The sequence below is a fragment of the Micromonospora sp. CPCC 205546 genome (genome assembly GCF_036902715.1).
Taxonomy (GTDB): Bacteria; Actinomycetota; Actinomycetes; order Mycobacteriales; family Micromonosporaceae; genus Micromonospora.
Map to the genome: position 1 here is coordinate 1 of NZ_JBAKHL010000010.1, position 14644 is coordinate 14644.

At 71.6% G+C, this 14644-nt stretch carries 16 protein-coding genes and 1 pseudogene; 6 read left to right on the top strand and 11 right to left on the bottom strand.

Annotated elements, in window-relative coordinates; genetic code table 11:
• Positions 1–259 precede the first annotated feature (259 nt).
• The 7 genes from V6U77_RS08155 to V6U77_RS08185 form a co-directional block, all read right to left on the bottom strand.
• Complete coding sequence (locus V6U77_RS08155; RefSeq protein WP_334605621.1) at positions 260–1888, bottom strand: isovaleryl-CoA dehydrogenase; 1629 nt, start codon at positions 1886–1888, stop codon at positions 260–262.
• On the bottom strand, positions 1885–2484 hold the full coding sequence (locus V6U77_RS08160; protein ID WP_334605622.1) for a TetR/AcrR family transcriptional regulator: 600 nt from the start codon (positions 2482–2484) through the stop codon (positions 1885–1887). The genes V6U77_RS08155 and V6U77_RS08160 overlap by 4 nt, the downstream gene beginning before the upstream one ends.
• Before the next feature lie 204 nt (positions 2485–2688).
• Positions 2689–3129 carry a hypothetical protein gene (locus V6U77_RS08165; RefSeq protein ID WP_334605623.1) on the bottom strand — a complete coding sequence of 147 codons (441 nt, stop codon included), beginning with the start codon at positions 3127–3129 and terminating at the stop codon, positions 2689–2691.
• Between the two features lie 460 nt (positions 3130–3589).
• Positions 3590–4516: a phosphotransferase family protein gene (locus V6U77_RS08170; RefSeq protein WP_334605624.1), complete on the bottom strand. Its 927-nt coding sequence runs from the start codon at positions 4514–4516 to the stop codon at positions 3590–3592.
• A 165-nt stretch (positions 4517–4681) separates the two neighbouring features.
• A complete protein-coding gene (locus V6U77_RS08175; protein WP_334605625.1) occupies positions 4682–5167 on the bottom strand; it encodes a GNAT family N-acetyltransferase in 486 nt (161 codons plus the stop codon).
• A gap of 143 nt (positions 5168–5310) precedes the next feature.
• The gene (locus V6U77_RS08180; protein ID WP_334605626.1) at positions 5311–6084 is read right to left on the bottom strand and encodes a hypothetical protein; all 774 of its coding nucleotides are present in this window, start codon (positions 6082–6084) and stop codon (positions 5311–5313) included.
• A 249-nt stretch (positions 6085–6333) separates the two neighbouring features.
• Positions 6334–7875, bottom strand: a complete 1542-nt coding sequence (locus V6U77_RS08185; RefSeq protein ID WP_334605627.1) for an MFS transporter — start codon at positions 7873–7875, stop codon at positions 6334–6336.
• A 115-nt stretch (positions 7876–7990) separates the two neighbouring features.
• Here V6U77_RS08185 and V6U77_RS08190 point away from each other — a divergent pair, with 115 nt between their 5' ends.
• Both V6U77_RS08190 and V6U77_RS08195 read left to right on the top strand, forming a co-directional pair.
• Complete coding sequence (locus tag V6U77_RS08190) at positions 7991–8596, top strand: TetR/AcrR family transcriptional regulator (protein WP_334605628.1); 606 nt, start codon at positions 7991–7993, stop codon at positions 8594–8596.
• A gap of 12 nt (positions 8597–8608) precedes the next feature.
• On the top strand, positions 8609–8992 hold the full coding sequence (locus V6U77_RS08195) for a hypothetical protein (RefSeq protein WP_334605629.1): 384 nt from the start codon (positions 8609–8611) through the stop codon (positions 8990–8992).
• A gap of 64 nt (positions 8993–9056) precedes the next feature.
• Here V6U77_RS08195 and V6U77_RS08200 read toward each other — a convergent pair whose 3' ends face one another.
• Both V6U77_RS08200 and V6U77_RS08205 read right to left on the bottom strand, forming a co-directional pair.
• Positions 9057–9563 carry a GNAT family N-acetyltransferase gene (locus tag V6U77_RS08200; protein WP_334605630.1) on the bottom strand — a complete coding sequence of 169 codons (507 nt, stop codon included), beginning with the start codon at positions 9561–9563 and terminating at the stop codon, positions 9057–9059.
• A gap of 143 nt (positions 9564–9706) precedes the next feature.
• Complete coding sequence (locus V6U77_RS08205; RefSeq protein WP_334605631.1) at positions 9707–9913, bottom strand: hypothetical protein; 207 nt, start codon at positions 9911–9913, stop codon at positions 9707–9709.
• Positions 9914–10450: 537 nt separating this feature from the next.
• On the opposite strand from V6U77_RS08205, the gene V6U77_RS08210 reads away from it, so the two are divergent.
• Together V6U77_RS08210 and V6U77_RS08215 are read left to right on the top strand one after the other, a co-directional pair.
• A complete protein-coding gene (locus V6U77_RS08210; protein ID WP_334605632.1) occupies positions 10451–11008 on the top strand; it encodes a dihydrofolate reductase family protein in 558 nt (185 codons plus the stop codon).
• Between the two features lie 440 nt (positions 11009–11448).
• Entirely contained in the window at positions 11449–11616 is a 168-nt protein-coding gene (locus V6U77_RS08215; protein ID WP_334605633.1) for a hypothetical protein, read from the top strand.
• A 217-nt stretch (positions 11617–11833) separates the two neighbouring features.
• Here V6U77_RS08215 and V6U77_RS08220 read toward each other — a convergent pair whose 3' ends face one another.
• The gene (locus V6U77_RS08220; RefSeq protein WP_334605634.1) at positions 11834–12379 is read right to left on the bottom strand and encodes a hypothetical protein; all 546 of its coding nucleotides are present in this window, start codon (positions 12377–12379) and stop codon (positions 11834–11836) included.
• 626 nt (positions 12380–13005) lie between these two features.
• On the opposite strand from V6U77_RS08220, the gene V6U77_RS08225 reads away from it, so the two are divergent.
• Positions 13006–13350: a hypothetical protein gene (locus tag V6U77_RS08225; RefSeq protein ID WP_334605635.1), complete on the top strand. Its 345-nt coding sequence runs from the start codon at positions 13006–13008 to the stop codon at positions 13348–13350.
• Positions 13351–13841: 491 nt separating this feature from the next.
• On the opposite strand, the gene V6U77_RS30015 is transcribed toward V6U77_RS08225, so the two are convergent.
• Entirely contained in the window at positions 13842–14264 is a 423-nt protein-coding gene (locus tag V6U77_RS30015; protein ID WP_442934402.1) for a DUF6928 family protein, read from the bottom strand.
• On the opposite strand from V6U77_RS30015, the pseudogene V6U77_RS08235 reads away from it, so the two are divergent.
• Positions 14197–14499 (top strand): annotated as a pseudogene (locus tag V6U77_RS08235) (replication initiator); the annotation flags it as partial. The gene V6U77_RS30015 and the pseudogene V6U77_RS08235 sit on opposite strands and share 68 nt — an antisense overlap.
• Positions 14500–14644: the final 145 nt, after the last annotated feature.

A 14644-nucleotide genomic window follows, 5' to 3' on the forward strand; every position in this document is an offset into this window, starting at 1 on the left:
CTGCTGCCCCCGCCGAGCCACCCCGATCGTGCAGGCCATCCTCGCCCTCCAAGCCGCCGAGGACGCCCGCTACCCACGATGAAAATGGCTCGCTGTGTCACGAATTCTCCTGAAGTCCCCGTTGTGGCCGGCGCCGGAGCGGGCCTCGACCTGTCGCGTACCGAGCAGGTCCGCAGGCAGACTAACGACCCGCACCGACGAACGACGCCGGATTTCCGACCGGCACGACAGGAGCGGAGGGCGGCCGCGCCACCGCCGGTCAGCCCACCTTGGGCACGGCGCGGGAGATGATCGCCGCGAAGTCGACGCCGCGGGGCAGCGTGCCGTACGCCTGTCCGTGGTCGCCGTCGAGCCGCGAGGCGCAGAACGCGTCGGCGACGGCGGGGTGGCCGTGCCGCACCAGCAGCGAGCCCTGCAGGACCAGCGCGAGCCGTTCGACGACGCGACGGGCCCGCAGTTCGACGTCCCCGGGGTCGGACAGGTCCGCCCGCACCCGGTGTACGGCGGCGTCGAGCCGGGCGTCGGCGCCGGCGGCGGCGTCGACCTCGGCCCGGAACGCCTCCATGACCTCTGGTTCCCTGGTGAGGGCGCGCAACACGTCCAGGGCGGCGACGTTGCCGGAGCCCTCCCAGATCGAGTTCAGCGGGGATTCGCGGAACAGCCTCGGCATGCCCGACTCCTCGACGTAGCCGTTGCCGCCCAGGCACTCGAGGGCCTCGGCGGCGTGCGCCGGCCAGCGCTTGCAGACCCAGTACTTGCCGACGGCGAGGGCGAGCCGCTTGAACGCCGTCTCGCCGGCGTCGCCGCGCGCGGAGCGGTCGGTGGCCCCGGCGAGCCGCATCATCAGCACGGTGGCCGCCTCGCTCTCGACCGCGAGGTCGGCGAGCACGTTGCGCATCAGGGGCGCCTCGACGAGGTACCGGCCGAACGCCCGCCGGTGGGTGGCGTGGTGGGCGGCGGTGGTCACGCCCTGGCGCATCCCGGCCGCCGCGCCGATCACGCAGTCGAGGCGGGTGAGGTTGACCATGTCGATGATGGTGCGCACGCCGCGGCCCTCGTCGCCGACCCGCCAGGCGACCGCGTGCTCGTACTCGACCTCGGCCGAGGCGTTGGAGCGGTTGCCGAGCTTGTCCTTGAGGCGCATCAGCCGCATCGGGTTGCGCGTGCCGTCCGGCAGGACGCGCGGCACGAGGAAGCAGGTGAGCCCGCCCGGTGCCTGCGCGAGGGTGAGGAAGACGTCGCACATCGGCGCCGACGTGAACCACTTGTGCCCGAGCAGGCGGTAGGTGCCGTCCGGCTCGGGGCGGGCCGTGGTGGTGTTGGCGCGCACGTCCGAGCCGCCCTGCTTCTCCGTCATCGACATGCCGGCCAGCAGTCCCCGCTTGGCCAACGGCGGGCGCAGCCCGAAGTCGTACGACGTGGCGGTGAGCAGCGGCTCGTAGCGCGCGGCCAGCTCCGGGGCGTGCCGCAGCGCCGGCACCGCGGCGTAGGTCATCGAAATCGGGCAGCCGTGCCCGGCGTCGGGACGCCAGGTGTAGAACTTCGCCGCCCGCGCCACGTGCGCGCCCGGCCGGTCGTCCGCCCAAGGCGCGGCGTGCAGGCCGTGCGTGACCGCGGTACGCATCAGCTCGTGCCAGGCCGGGTGGAACTCCACCTCGTCGACGCGGTTGCCGTGCCGGTCGTGGGTGCGCAGGACGGGCGGGTGCTCGTTGGCCAACCGGCCCTGCTCGATCGCCTCCTCGCCGCCGCCCAGCCGGCCCAGCTCGTGCAGCTCGGCGGCGGCCCAGCCGGCGCCCTCGCGGTCGAGCCCGTCGAGCAGTGCCGGGTCGTCGGCCGTGTCGTGGTCGACCAGCGGGGGAACCTGGTTGAAGACCTCGTGCGTCGTCACGGCGAGACTCCCAGCGCGCGGTGGAGGAAGGTGGTCAGGTGCTCGATGGTGCGCGGCCCGGCGACCCCGGCGGCCAGGGGGCCGACCATCGCCTCGGCCAGGGCGCCGACCAGCGCGGTGGCGGTCAGCCCGGGATCCTGCGGGGGCAGTTCGCCGTTCGCCACCCCCTCGGCGACGTAGCCGGCGATCAGCTCGGCGTAGGCGCGGCGGAAGATGAGCCGCTCGGCGTCGACCGCTGGGTCGGCCGGCTCGGCGAGCAGGGCGTACGCCAGTCGTGGGGAGCGCAGCGCCCGGCCGGAGAAGGTCTCGATGACGGCCGTGACCCGCTCGGCGACGGTGCCTTCCCGCTCCGCCGCGCGCGCCACCGCCTCGACCTCGCGCTGCGAGGCCGTGCGGAACACCTCGGCCACCAGGTCGGCCTTCGTCGGGAAGTGCCGGTAGACGCTGCCGGTCGCCATCGCGGCCCGCTCGGCGACGGCGGCGATCGAGCAGCCGGCGTACCCGTGCTCGGCCGTGATCTCCAGCGCGGCGGCGACGATCCGCTCCCGCGACGCGCTCAGCCGAGCCTGCACGCGCTCGGTGCTCCGGTAGACCACGTCAAGGATTGAACCACCGTTCAATCTTTGACGGCAAGGGCGCCGACCCGGTGCTCGGCCGGGGGAGCATCGCCGCCCCGCCGGACGTACGGCCCCCGCGACGGGCGCGGCCGGGAATGCGGCTGCCGGAGACAGCGCGGGGGCCACCTCCCGTCTCGGGATGGTGGCCCCCGCACTTCAGTCCGTGGCCCCGGTACGGGGCGGTCAGCAGCCCTGCCGTCGGCTGTAGATCTGGTGGCGCTGGCCCGCCCACCCGATGTAGCCGACCGCCTCGACGCAGTAGGACGCCGTGCCGGTGACGCCGACCGGACCGGCGTGGTAGCTGAAGTCGCCCGAGTCGGTGTCCGCGCTGCCCGAGCGGGTGCAGTGCGCGCCCTCGCCCGACCGCTCGGCGCAGCGGTAGATCTGCACGAAGGTGGGCGCCGACTTCCCGTAGGCCGCGCCGCGGTGGTAGAAGCACGCGCTGTTGGTGCCCCCGTTGCTGCTGTTGTAGTAGATGACCAGCTCGCCGAGGCCCGAGGACTGCACCTGGCTGTAGATGATCGTGCCCGAGCACGAGCCGGCCGCCTGGGCGGCGGGCGCACCGAGCACCATGACCGACGCGACGGCCACCAGCGCCATCAGGGTCGAGAACACTCTCTTCATGATCACCAGATCCAATCCACAGTCGACTGTCGCCTGCCGCGGATCACGATCGCACGACACCCCCGACGCCCGCCTGCGGATTTCGGCCGGTCACGTCCGGTGGCGACCTCAGGATCACGTCCGGCCAGGCGGCGTCGGCGTCGGAAGGCCGTCGCCGCAGTGCCGAGACGGCGACGACCGCCAGGGCCACCATGAGCAGCGGCCACCTGCCGGGCCGCCGTGCGCCTTCCGGGCGTCTCCACCTCGCCATGACGGCTCGTCCTCTCCCGGGCGTCGCGTTCCCCGATCGCGTCGCCAGGCCGCCGGCGCGGGACCTCGCGTCGCTTCCACCCGATTACAGCAGCTTCCCCGGGTCTCTTCACCCAGGTCCGCCGGATCACGGGAGCGGCCAGCCCCTCCCGGGGCGCGTCCGGCCGGTCCGCGTGCCCCGGCGGGCACTCGCCGCCTGCCGCGGCCAGCATCACGGGGCGTGGCGCCACCAGGGGCGTTCGACGACGAGTTCCTCGAGGTCACGGACGTTCTCGGCAACCGTCCGCGCGGGGGTGTCCGGGCGCTGGAGCGCGGCGCGGAGGTCGGCGGCGAGGTAGCTCGCCTCGCGCACCTCGCACTCCCGTCGCAGGATCGCCGGCGGCGTCGCCGTCGCGGCGGCGACGACATCGAGGACGGCTTCCCTGTGCGGACCGCTGAACCGGATCAGGAAGAACCAGTCGTCCGTCGGCTCACCGAAGCGCGCCCATTCGAAGTCCAGCAGCGCCGTCACCCGTCGGTCGCGGGCGAGCCAGTTGCCCCAGTGACAGTCCGCGTGGACCGGTACGTCCGCGCGCGCCTGCGACGGCGCACGCTCCGCCATCGCCGTCAGCCCGTCGAGCACCCGGCGAGGGACGGCTGCGTCCCGGTCCAGGGCGGCGAGCTCCTCCACCTCGGCGTGGAGCGCGGCCCGACTGACGAACCCGCCGTGGTCGAGCGTCTCCCCGAGCGTCGTTCGGGCGTGCGCCGCGGGCGTCCAGTCGTGCAGTCGACACAGCCGCTCGACGGCCTGTTCCGCCAGCCGGCGCGCGGCCGCCTCGTCCACCCCGGGCATGCCCATGTCGGGAGCCTCCCCCGGGACGCGGGCGTAGCAGGCGTACCGCACCGCGCGGATCCCCCGCTCGTGACGCCCGCTGTCGAGCAGCGGCGCCGTGATGCCGGCGGGCAGGTCAGGCGCGAGGGCGATCTCCCGGTGCAGTCGCGAGTGGCGGGCGGCGTCGATGATCTTCACGACGACGTCCGCCCCGACGAAGACGTGGTGCGAGAGGCTGTCGACGGCTGTCAGAGGGCCGCAATCGCGACCCAGGGCCGCCGAGGCGATCGCGTGGGCGACGTCGCGGCCGTGCCGCCGGTCGCTCATCGGCGGTCGCGGGGCGGCACAGCCGACGTCCTGGCGCGATGCGTCCCGACGTCCGTTCGTGAGGGCACGTCGCGAACCCTATCCCGTACGGAAGCCGTGGTCTGCCCCTGGTGAACGCGCCCGGCCGGCGGGCCGGTCGGGTCCCACCGGGCAGGCCGGCGGCCCTCACCAGTCGAGTCGGTAACGCTGTTCGAGGCGACCGTTGCGCGGGTGCGGGGTGGGCCCGCCGTGGGGCAGCCAGCCGGCGCTCTCGTACAGTCTCACCGCTCGCGGATTGTCCACGTAGACGTCCAGTTCGGCCCGGACGAAACCCGCGGCCGCCAGGTGCGCGGGGGCGGCCCGCAGCAGTTGCCGGCCGACTCCCCTGCCCCAGCCGTCGGGCGCGACGCCCAGGTAGCGGATCTCGGCGGTCGACGCGTCCGCCGGCGCGGGCCCGACCGCCGCGAAGCCGACCACCCGAGCGGCGTCGAGTGCCACGAGCAGGAGCGACCGGGGTGCGCTGTCGAGCACCGCCTGGATCAGGGGTCGGGCGAGGCGTAGCGGGGCGATCTCGGTCCCGCCGTCGCGGGCCGCGGTCGCCGCGGCCCAGATCGTGGCGGCCTCGTCGATGTGCCTCTCATGGATCGTCGGCAGGACCCGTACGTCGCTCATCGGCACAGTCTGTCGGCCCCGACGCCCGGTGGCGACCGGGTTTGTCGTCGGCCGCCGCGGTGTGCGGCCGTGCGGGCACGGCCGCGCCTGCGCGAGCCGACCGCCCCCGGGAATGGGCCGAGGCGCGGGCGGCCGGAGGTCGGTCACCGCACGCGCCGGGTGACCTCCACGGCGCCGAGGGTGGGCGCCGCCCGTCTGGCGAGTTCCTCGGCGTGGTCCCGGTCCGCGCTCTGCGCGACGACGATGCTCGCCCGGTCGGGTTTCAGGGAGGCGTGGACGACCTGGTACCGCGCGGCCACGGCCTCGTACGCGGCGATGGCGCCGGTGGGGGCGCCGCCGTCGGAGCCCGTCCCCACCATGAGCCCGGTGCGCGCGCCACGCTCGGTGTTCACCTGCAGCGACGTCCCGCCCGCCGGTGGCCGGTGCCGGCCGCCGTCCGCGACCATGTCCCTGAACAGCGCCAACGCGCCGGCGGCGTCGACGGCGGTGATCCCGACCCACCAGCGATCGGTCTCCTTCCTGACCGCGGCCCTGATGTCGCCGTCCGCCACCCGCTCGTCGGCCGCCAGCGACCGCCACAGCCCCAGCGCCTCGCCGGTGCGGCTCTCGTTCCCGACGACGGTGAAGGTGACGCCGTCCGCCGCGATCCGGCCGGTGATCTCGTCGTGGCGGACGACGTACTCCCTCAGCTCGCCCGCCAACCCGGTGACGCGGTCGGCCGGGGTGCCGTCGGCGAGGACCAGCACGCCGGTCGCCTGACCGAGGAAGGGCAGCGTGTTCTCCGCGTTGGTGCGGATGTCCACGACGTCCGGCGTACCGGCCCAGTCGTTCGCGAAGTCCGCGGCGAGGGCGGTGCCCTTGTTGAGGGCGCAGCCGGTCAACACGGCCAGACCCAGTACGAGGGAGATGACCGACATCGGCCACCGCGCGGCGTCTCTGCTCAGGGTCGTCTCCTCGGAAGTGGACCGGGCCCGCGTCGGCCGGCCAGGCCCGTGCTGGTCACGTCCAGCCCCAGTCCAGGGCGCCGTCCGTCGACCGTGAGGCTAGCTCCCCGGGTCGAGGCGGGGCCGCACGGCCGTGTCCTGCCCGTCGGCGTCGACCAGGCCGACGCCGCCGATCCGCTGCCCGGGCACCAGGGATGTGACGCCGCCGGCCCCGGCGCCGCGCTACGAGTCGCGGGCTGACGGTACGAGCTTCCAGGCGATCACGCCGGCGGCGACCAGCAGGACCGCGGCGATGAGCGAGGTCGCCTGCATGGCGTGGACGAAGGCGTCCCGGGCGGCGGCCAGGACCGCGGTCCCCTGCTGCCCGCCGCCGGCCAGGGCGTGACCGGCGGTGGCCAGTGACTCGTGCACCGCGTCGCCGGTCGGGCCGGGCAGGCTCGACAGGTCGGGCAGGGCCGCCCGGTAGAGGACGGTGTGCAGGGTGCCGAGCAGCGCGATGCCCAGGGCGACGCCGAGTTCGTACGCCATCTCCGAGATGGCGGAGGCGGAGCCGGCCCGGTCCTTCGGCACCGCGCCGAGCACCGCGTCGGTGGCGGCGGTGAAGGCGAGGCCGACGCCCAGGCCGATGACGACCAGCCCCAGCGCCAGCGGCGCGTAGCCGGCGTGGCCCTCGCCGATCGTCAGGACGACCATGCCGGCGCCGGCCGTCAGCAGCGAGACGCTGAGGGCGCGTCCGACGCCGAGGCGGACGAGCACGGCGGCGGCGATGGCGACGACCGCGATGGACGCCAGGGTGAGCGGCAACTCCCGGAGGCCCGCCTGCAGCGGCGAGTAGCCACGGACGAGTTGCAGGTACTGGGAGAAGAAGAACAGCAGGCCGCTGAAGGCGAAGATGGCGATCAGGCTCGCGAGGACGGTGCCGGTGAAGACCGGACGGGCGAACAGCGTGATGTCCACGAGCGGGGCGGGCAGGCGGCGCTGGCGGCGCACGAACAGCACCCCGCCGACGACACCGGCCGCGGCCGCGCCGGCACCGGCCAGGTCGACGCCGGCCGTGGCGGTGTGCTTGACCGCCCAGACCACGGCGACGATCGCCGCCACCGACAGCAGGGCACTGACCATGTCGAAGCGTCCGGGGCACGGATCGCGCGACTCGGGCACCAGGGCGGCGACGCCGACCAGCACGAGCAGCATGATCGGGACGTTGATCACGAAGACGGAGCCCCACCAGTAGTGCTCCAGCAACACCCCGCCGACCAGAGGGCCGAGTGCCGCGCCCCCGGAGGCGCCGGCCGCCCAGACCGCGATGGCACGGGTGCGCTGACGGGCCTCCGTGAAGATGTTGCGGACGATCGACAGCGTCGAGGGCATGAGCGTCGCGCCCGCCACGCCGAGCAGGACCCGGGCGGCGATCAGCCAGCCGGCGCTGGGAGCGAAGGCCGCCAACAGCGAGGCGGCGCCGAAGCCGGTGACGCCGATCAGCAGCAGCCGCCTGCGCCCGATGCGGTCGGCCAGGGTGCCCATGCTGATCAGCAGGCCGGCCAGGGCGAAGGAGTAGGCGTCGCCGATCCACAGCAGCTGCGTGGCGGTGGGCTGCAACTCCGCGACCAGCGCGGGCACGGCCAGCGCCAGCACGGTGCCGTCGACGGCCAGCAGCGTGACGGCCAGGGTCAACGCGGCCAGGGCCGCCCACTGCCGGAACCCGGCGCGTCCGACGTCGGCGGTGGCGCCGGCGAGGTCGGAGGCCAGGTGCGGGTCGCTCATGCCGTCACGCTACGGACCAAATGGTCGGCTGTGCAAGCCGATTGGTCGGCTAAGGTGGTGATGCGCCCGACACCCGCCGGCGCGTCGGACTGCTGAGAAACGAAAGGACCCGGGCATGCCGGCTCGCGAGCGTGACACCGCCAGGACCCGCCGGGTCGTGCTGGATGCCGCCGCCCGCGCCGTGGTGGCACACGGTGCCGGCGTCAGCCTGGACCTCATCGCCCGCACCGCCGGGGTCTCCAAGGGCGGGCTGCTGCACCACTTCCGCAACCGGGAACAGCTCCTGCTGGAGCTGGCCCGCGACCTGGCGGAGCAGTTCACCGCCGCCGTGCACGCCGCCGTCGATCCGCGCGACCACGCGCGGGGCCGGCTGGTACGCGGTTACGTCAGGGCGGCCCTCGACGGGTCGGGCGACGGGTCGACCGCGTCGGAGCACGTCATCCTGGCCGCCTCACTGGCCGGCGTACCGGGCGTGGCCGAACTGCTCGAGGAGGACAACCGGACCTGGAACGAGGCCCTGGACGCCGACGGCCTGGACCCCGACCGCGTGCGACTGATCACCCTGGCCGCGGACGGAGCCGCCGTGGCCAGCCTCTACGGAGGCGGTACGGACCCGGACGAGACGAGGCGCCTGCGTGAGCTGCTCATCCGGCTGTCCCGCGACGAGGGTCCCCTCGTCGACGCGACTGAGCCGGGCTCCAGCGGGACCGGGGCCAGCTGAGGCGGTGCATCGATGACGACCGAGGAGGATGTGCTCACCTCCCTCGACCACTACGAGCACGCCGTCATCCGTGTCGCCGGCGAGTTCAGGGCGCACGACGCGCCGGTCGAGCCGCGACACGTACGGCTGGACGACCTGGACTCGATCGTCGTCGACTACGGCACGGCCGGTCAGTGCCGCACCTACAGCCTGGGCGGTCTGCCCGCTGTGGCGTCGGTCGAGGAGGCGATCGTCGAACTGACCGACCTCCTCCAGGAGAAGGTGCTCGAAGCCGGAGACACGGCGTGGCCCGGGTGTCTGCCGGGCCACCGCCACCCGCCGTCGGCACGGCTCGTCTCCGGCGCGGCAGTCTGGACCTGCCCGGAGCACGGAACCACGCTGGCCCGCCTCGGTTGAGTTCCCGGCCTCCGCCGGTTGGCGACAGCCCTGGGCACGGGCACCGAGGCGCCCGCCGCGCGGGTCACCGTCGGGTCGGGGTCGAGTCGTCGACGAGGATCGCGTACAGGTCCGAGTCCCGCCAGCCGTCGCGGATGTACGCGGTGCCCCGCATCCGCCCCTCGTACCGCATGCCGATCTTCCGGAGCACCGCGGCCGAGGCGAGGTTGCGCGGGTCGCACGTGCCGAAGATGCGGTGACGCCCGTGCTCGCCGAAGCCGACACGCAACAGTTCCCGCGCCGCAGCCGTCGCGACGCCCTGCCCCCAGACGCGTGGATGCACCACGTAGGCGATCTCGCCGGTGCTCGGCCCGTGCAACGTCAGTTCGGCGCAGCCCACCACTTCGCCGTCGACGAGCACTCCGAACACCAGCCGGTCCGGGGACGCCGCCACCGCTTCCCGCACGTACGCCTGCGTCTGCTCGTAGGTGTTGGGCCCCCACGCCTGATAGCGGCACGACTCCGGCAGGCGGGCCCAGCCGTGGACGGCAGGGGTGTCGTCGAGCGCGAGCGGCCGGAGTGCGAGCACCATGGCGGCACGTTAGGCCAGCGCGTACGGCGGCGACAACCTCACGACGGCGCTCGGCCGGGCGGCGAGGTCGGCGTCGATCTCGACCTGGATCATCCCGTGGTGGCACATCCCTGGACGGTCGACTGGCTGTTGCCGCCGACGTCTCACGCTGCTTCGTGCCGCGAGGTCGACGTGTGGTGTTTCCTCCAACCGCGGAACCCGGCTCCGGTCAGCCCGCCGCCCGCCGCACCCAGTATCGCCTCGTTGAGGGGGCCGGGCTGCTCGATGTGCCCCAGGGCGACCATGAGCCCCGTCCCGGCCGCGAGCACGCCCGCAGCCAGCACGACGAGACAGCGGAAACGGGCGGGCATGCCACCAGTGGACCAGGCACACACAACCCTCACCCACGCCTGCACCCTGTGCCCGGGTTCGAGCTGTTGGCCTTCGACGGGGCGGAGGACGAGGGGTGGTCCAGCCGGTTCGTTCGCTGCCCCCGCAGCGCGGACAGCATCCGTGTCCGGCTCCGCAGATCCTCGGCTCTCGTTGGCTGGACGCTCCACCTCCTGGCGGGGCGTCGGCCTGCTGCTGCACCGGGGTCTGGCTGCGGACCGGCGCAAGCATGCTCACCATAAGGTGGTCCTACGATTTCGGCCGGCCCGAATCGTCTCCACAGGAGAGCGAGCCGGAGCCGAGGTCGAACGCCGGCGCGTGGCGTCAGGGTGCGAGCCCGCACGGGTTTCGCGTTGGTCGGGTCGGCAGAGCTGGACGGGCGGCCCGAAGCGCGCTTCGTCCGGCATCTGACGGTCGGCGGAAGAGGCGGGCCGGCCGCTCGATGAGTTTCGGTTCGTGCGGAGGTCACCATCCGCAGGACCCTGGCGAACTGACGCGCGCGTACCTGAAGGAGACGCATGGCAAAGCTGATCTACTCGATGGTCACCTCGCTCGACGGCTACGCCGAGGCGACGGAGGGCGGCCTCGGCACCGGGGCCGACGATCAGGAGGTGCACACCTTCATCAACGACCTCTTCCGCTCCGTCGGCACGTACCTCTACGGCCGGCGGATGTACGAGACGATGGTCTACTGGGAGACCGCACACACCGAGCCCGACCAGCCGCCGCACATCCTGCAGTACGCCCGCGACTGGCAGGCCGCGGAGAAGATCGTGTACTCCACGACGCTGGAGTCGGTGTCCAGCGCGAAGACCAGGATCGAGCGGACCTTCGACCCCGCCGCGGTGCGCAAGCTCAAGGCCGAGGCTGATCGCGACCTCACCGTCGACGGCCCGAACCTCGCGGCCCAGGCGATCGCGGCCGGCCTGGTGGACGAGTACCACCTGTTCATCACGACGAGCGTGGTCGGCGGCGGCAAGCGGTTCTTTCCCGACGGCGTACGCCTCGATCTCGACCTGGTCGAGCAGCGTGCCTTCGACAGCGGGCTGATCTACGCGCGCTACCGGACCCGCTGAACACACCGGCTGGTGGCCTCTGGCCGTCGGGCCCTGTCGCTGTCACCGTCGCTGTCGGCAGCAACAGGGCGACGGGCGCGCTGACTCAGCGTCCTACGATATGCCCGTGGAGGGAGTCGGGGCGGTGCTCTGCGGCGCGCTGAGCTGCCTGTTCGCCTTTCTGACGCTGTGCGCTGTCGCTGCGGCGTGGGCTGCCTGGCCCGCACGTCGCCGGTAGCCGCTGCCGTCGCGACCAACGAGTGTCCGGGCTGAGCTGCTGAGACAGTCCGCCATCGGCCATGGGCGTCAGTCGCCTCGGTCGTCACCCAGCTGGTAACCCAGTCCACGGGCGGGTTTCCGGCGTCCTGGTCCGTGTGGGTTCTAATGGCCGCGTGCCTAGGCTCCCTATCCCCTCACTGCTCTACTATCTGCGGTTCCCTCCATGGATCTTCGTGTTGCCCGTGCTGCTGTTCGCCGGTCTTCCCGCACTGATCTTGGCTGGTCAACGCGAGTTCGGCGCGGCATTCCTGGTGTTGGCCAGCAACGTCTACGCGATCAGCCTCGGCCGCCTGCTCCTGGCCAGGAATCTTCTCGGGAAGGGAAGGGTGACCCCCGAGGACTTGACCTGAACATCTTCATCAACTGGTCTCTCGCCTGCCAGCCATCACGTTTGCCGCCGGCCCGCCCTCCGGGGGCCCGCCGGCGCCCGGTCCGCCGCGTCGAGCGGACCTTGACGCACGTACGGACGCTGGCGGGCCGGGCGGTGGTCTGCCCGGCTCGCCGGGTCGTCGGCTGGCGGGATGGCCTGCACAACCACCCACCGCCGCAACGCGCAGGCGGGCCGATCTACGTTGTCAGCCGTCCCACTGTCGGCAGCACGACGCCGAGCGTCGTCCAGCCAATGGCAACCCACCCGACGTGCGAGCGCCATGGAAATGACTGCTCGATCTCTCCGGCGGCCTGCGAATCGGCCGATTCATCAACGAATCTCGCTATAGCGCCTGCGGCCTTGCGCGAACTGGGACTTCCCGCAATCGAGCCAATGAGTGAGCCCTGATAGGCAACACTGGGCACTGGTTCGCGAACCCCTCTGACCTTGACGTTCAGGCCACTCGCGGCGTCCAACGACTGCACCCGCGCCCAGGGTATCTTGAATCGCTTCCCGGGATTCTGGACGATCAGGTGGCCTGGAGTTATTCGAACCCACGAAAACATGGTCGCGAGCGAGACGAAGTAACAGAGCCCCGTCAGAAAAATCCCCACAAGAAGAAGGTCAGCGGGGCCGTTCGAAGGCTTCGTCCCGAACATGAACATCATGAACCCGCACATCACCCACGGGATGAATCCAGCGAAGAACGTGTAACGGTTGCGCCAAGTCTTACGGATTACCAACTCGCACCCTTACATTTGCGGTCGACCGCAGGCCGATGCAATTACACAGCAACAGCCCCGAACCATCAAGAGGCAACTCCTCCTGCCCATCCCGTTCGCCATCGATCGTTGAAGCGGGCGGCCCGCGGTGACAAGGGCATGTTGCGTGCCCCGGGTCGGAGCGCTGGTGGCTGGTCATCCTCGTTGCGGTAGCACTCTTGATCACGTTCGCCCTCGTGACCTGTGTCATGCAGCGGAGGTGCTCCAGCGCTCAACTGTCGTAGGTGCGGGACTCCTTGCCCGGTGCGATGCTTACTCGGCTTAAATCGCCGCATACTGGCTCTGTTTTCTGCCTGCGTCCGTTCACGTCGTCGACGTCGGCTGATCTTCCACGGCATGCGCGCCCCGGTCGTCTCCGTCCGAGCCCGTTGCTGTCGACAGCCGCCCCGCCCGGTGGGGTGGACGCAGCGATCCTCGGACCAGCCCTGACCGAGCCCTGACCGCACCAGCCGACGGCCTTGCTTTACAAACCATCGGCTTACCAGTCACTATCACCCCGCACCTTCTGACTCAGGGCCCTCGCCGACCATGACCCTCTACCAACGCCGTCGGTTCGGTCATGGACTGACGGCTTCTGGAGGTAGAGCATGCTCTTCAAAGCCATCGTCACAGTGCTGATGGTTATTGTGGGCCTGGCTGCAATAATCTGGGTTGCCAACTGGCCCTTCAACACCCCGTGGGAGAAGGACCTCACTGCCGAGCAACGCCGGATTAATGCCGCTCACAATCGGCGTCATCACCGCGCTGCGATTCGCGGGATATTGCCCATTCTTGCCATCGTGTTCGGAATTGCATCGGTGAGCCTTTTGTCAGGCCCGGAAAGTGATCCGTTCGCGGCGGTAGTCATGGGCGTCTGTTCGGTTGTGTGCGCCGGCGTGTTCGGTGCCCTGATCAAGAGGGGGCGCAGGCGGCGGCCTTCGACACGGCGATGAACTCGTTGACTCAGAGCAGAACCTCACGCTTGTCCATCCTGGAGCGACCAGCTTGCCATCCCGTCTGCCATCGACCCGCCCTGCTGGGGATCGGGCCGCCACGTCAAGACGGCCTTGACGGCTCGTACGGACGCTGGCGGGTCGGGCGGTGGTCTGCCCGGCTTGCCCGGTTCTGGCGGGCGGGATGGCTCCCACCGCAACCACCCACGGACCGTGACCCGCCGGCGGAGCCTCGGCCATCCTGGAGCCGGAGCGCCCCCGCCGGAGGCGCAGTAACCGCAACCCCGCCACCGCCGCCAGCTCGCCGACGCGGCCGGCGTGCGCTCCCTTACACCGCGCGGGCTCGTGGCCGCGCGGCCCGGCCGGCTGCCGGCCCACCACACCACCGGTCAACGGCCTGGCCGGCAGCCGTCTTTCCGTGTCTCGGGACTTGCGTGACAGATCGGTATCGGGACCCGCGTGACACTCTTTCCGGTCTGCGGGTAGGCGGATCAGTAGCTGTCGGGGGCGACCTCGTGCATCGTTCCGTCCGGTCCCATGCGGTACATCCGAGGCGGCCCCATGCTCCGTAGTGCCTCCGCGTATGCGGCCTCACGGGCGAGCTGTTCCTCACCGGACGGGTCGGTCACGCGAAAGCCGTGCAGGTGAACAGCGTCGGCGTCGATGTCGCCGGGAGAACGAAGTCCCTCGATGTTGAAGCCGAAAAGCGCATGCAACGCTTCCTCGCCCAAGTCGAGGGGATGGAACGGCAGCGGGTACGAACATGATCGTCTAGCCGAAGGTGTCACGGACTTCCTGAAACCGATCTGTAACCGAGATGTTGAGACCGGACACGGGCGGCAGCCGCCGGACGACCGTGACGCCCTGGTGCCGCCACGGGCCTGCATCACCGTCGACGATCTCGACGCCGTCATCCGCGCCGCCGTCCGGCAGATCACCGTCACCACACCCGCCCACCCCGACCGGCCGAAGGGCTTGGTGGTGGCCTGGGGCGAGCAGGTCGACATCCGCCGCGTCGGCACCACGGACGGCGACGTCACCCGCTCGTCGGTGGCCGGGTACCTGGCCAAGTACGCCACCGGGTCGAGCGAGGTCACCGGCCACTGTTCGACCCGACTGACCCCGGACACCATCGACGCCTACGCCGACGTGTTCCCCGATGCCAGTGAGTGACCGCGGCGTCGTAAGGCGCCTCGATGTCTACTCAGCGTTACCGGTGCACCAAGACCGTACGTGCCCGGTCGGTAGTCGCGCTTGTCTTCCCGAGGACGGAGTTCCTGTGGTGTGAGGCATA

Excerpts from the sequence above, each read along its gene's own strand:
- V6U77_RS08165 (WP_334605623.1), bottom strand. The coding sequence starts at position 3,129 with ATGAAGAGAGTGTTCTCGACCCTGATGGCGCTGGTGGCCGTCGCGTCG.
- V6U77_RS08170 (WP_334605624.1), bottom strand. The coding sequence starts at position 4,516 with ATGAGCGACCGGCGGCACGGCCGCGACGTCGCCCACGCGATCGCCTCG.
- V6U77_RS08175 (WP_334605625.1), bottom strand. The coding sequence starts at position 5,167 with ATGAGCGACGTACGGGTCCTGCCGACGATCCATGAGAGGCACATCGAC.
- V6U77_RS08180 (WP_334605626.1), bottom strand. The coding sequence starts at position 6,084 with ATGTCGGTCATCTCCCTCGTACTGGGTCTGGCCGTGTTGACCGGCTGC.
- V6U77_RS08185 (WP_334605627.1), bottom strand. The coding sequence starts at position 7,875 with ATGAGCGACCCGCACCTGGCCTCCGACCTCGCCGGCGCCACCGCCGAC.
- V6U77_RS08190 (WP_334605628.1), top strand. The coding sequence starts at position 7,991 with ATGCCGGCTCGCGAGCGTGACACCGCCAGGACCCGCCGGGTCGTGCTG.
- V6U77_RS08195 (WP_334605629.1), top strand. The coding sequence starts at position 8,609 with ATGACGACCGAGGAGGATGTGCTCACCTCCCTCGACCACTACGAGCAC.
- V6U77_RS08200 (WP_334605630.1), bottom strand. The coding sequence starts at position 9,563 with ATGGTGCTCGCACTCCGGCCGCTCGCGCTCGACGACACCCCTGCCGTC.
- V6U77_RS08205 (WP_334605631.1), bottom strand. The coding sequence starts at position 9,913 with ATGCCCGCCCGTTTCCGCTGTCTCGTCGTGCTGGCTGCGGGCGTGCTC.
- V6U77_RS08210 (WP_334605632.1), top strand. The coding sequence starts at position 10,451 with ATGGCAAAGCTGATCTACTCGATGGTCACCTCGCTCGACGGCTACGCC.
- V6U77_RS08225 (WP_334605635.1), top strand. The coding sequence starts at position 13,006 with ATGCTCTTCAAAGCCATCGTCACAGTGCTGATGGTTATTGTGGGCCTG.
- V6U77_RS30015 (WP_442934402.1), bottom strand. The coding sequence starts at position 14,264 with ATGACGGCGTCGAGATCGTCGACGGTGATGCAGGCCCGTGGCGGCACC.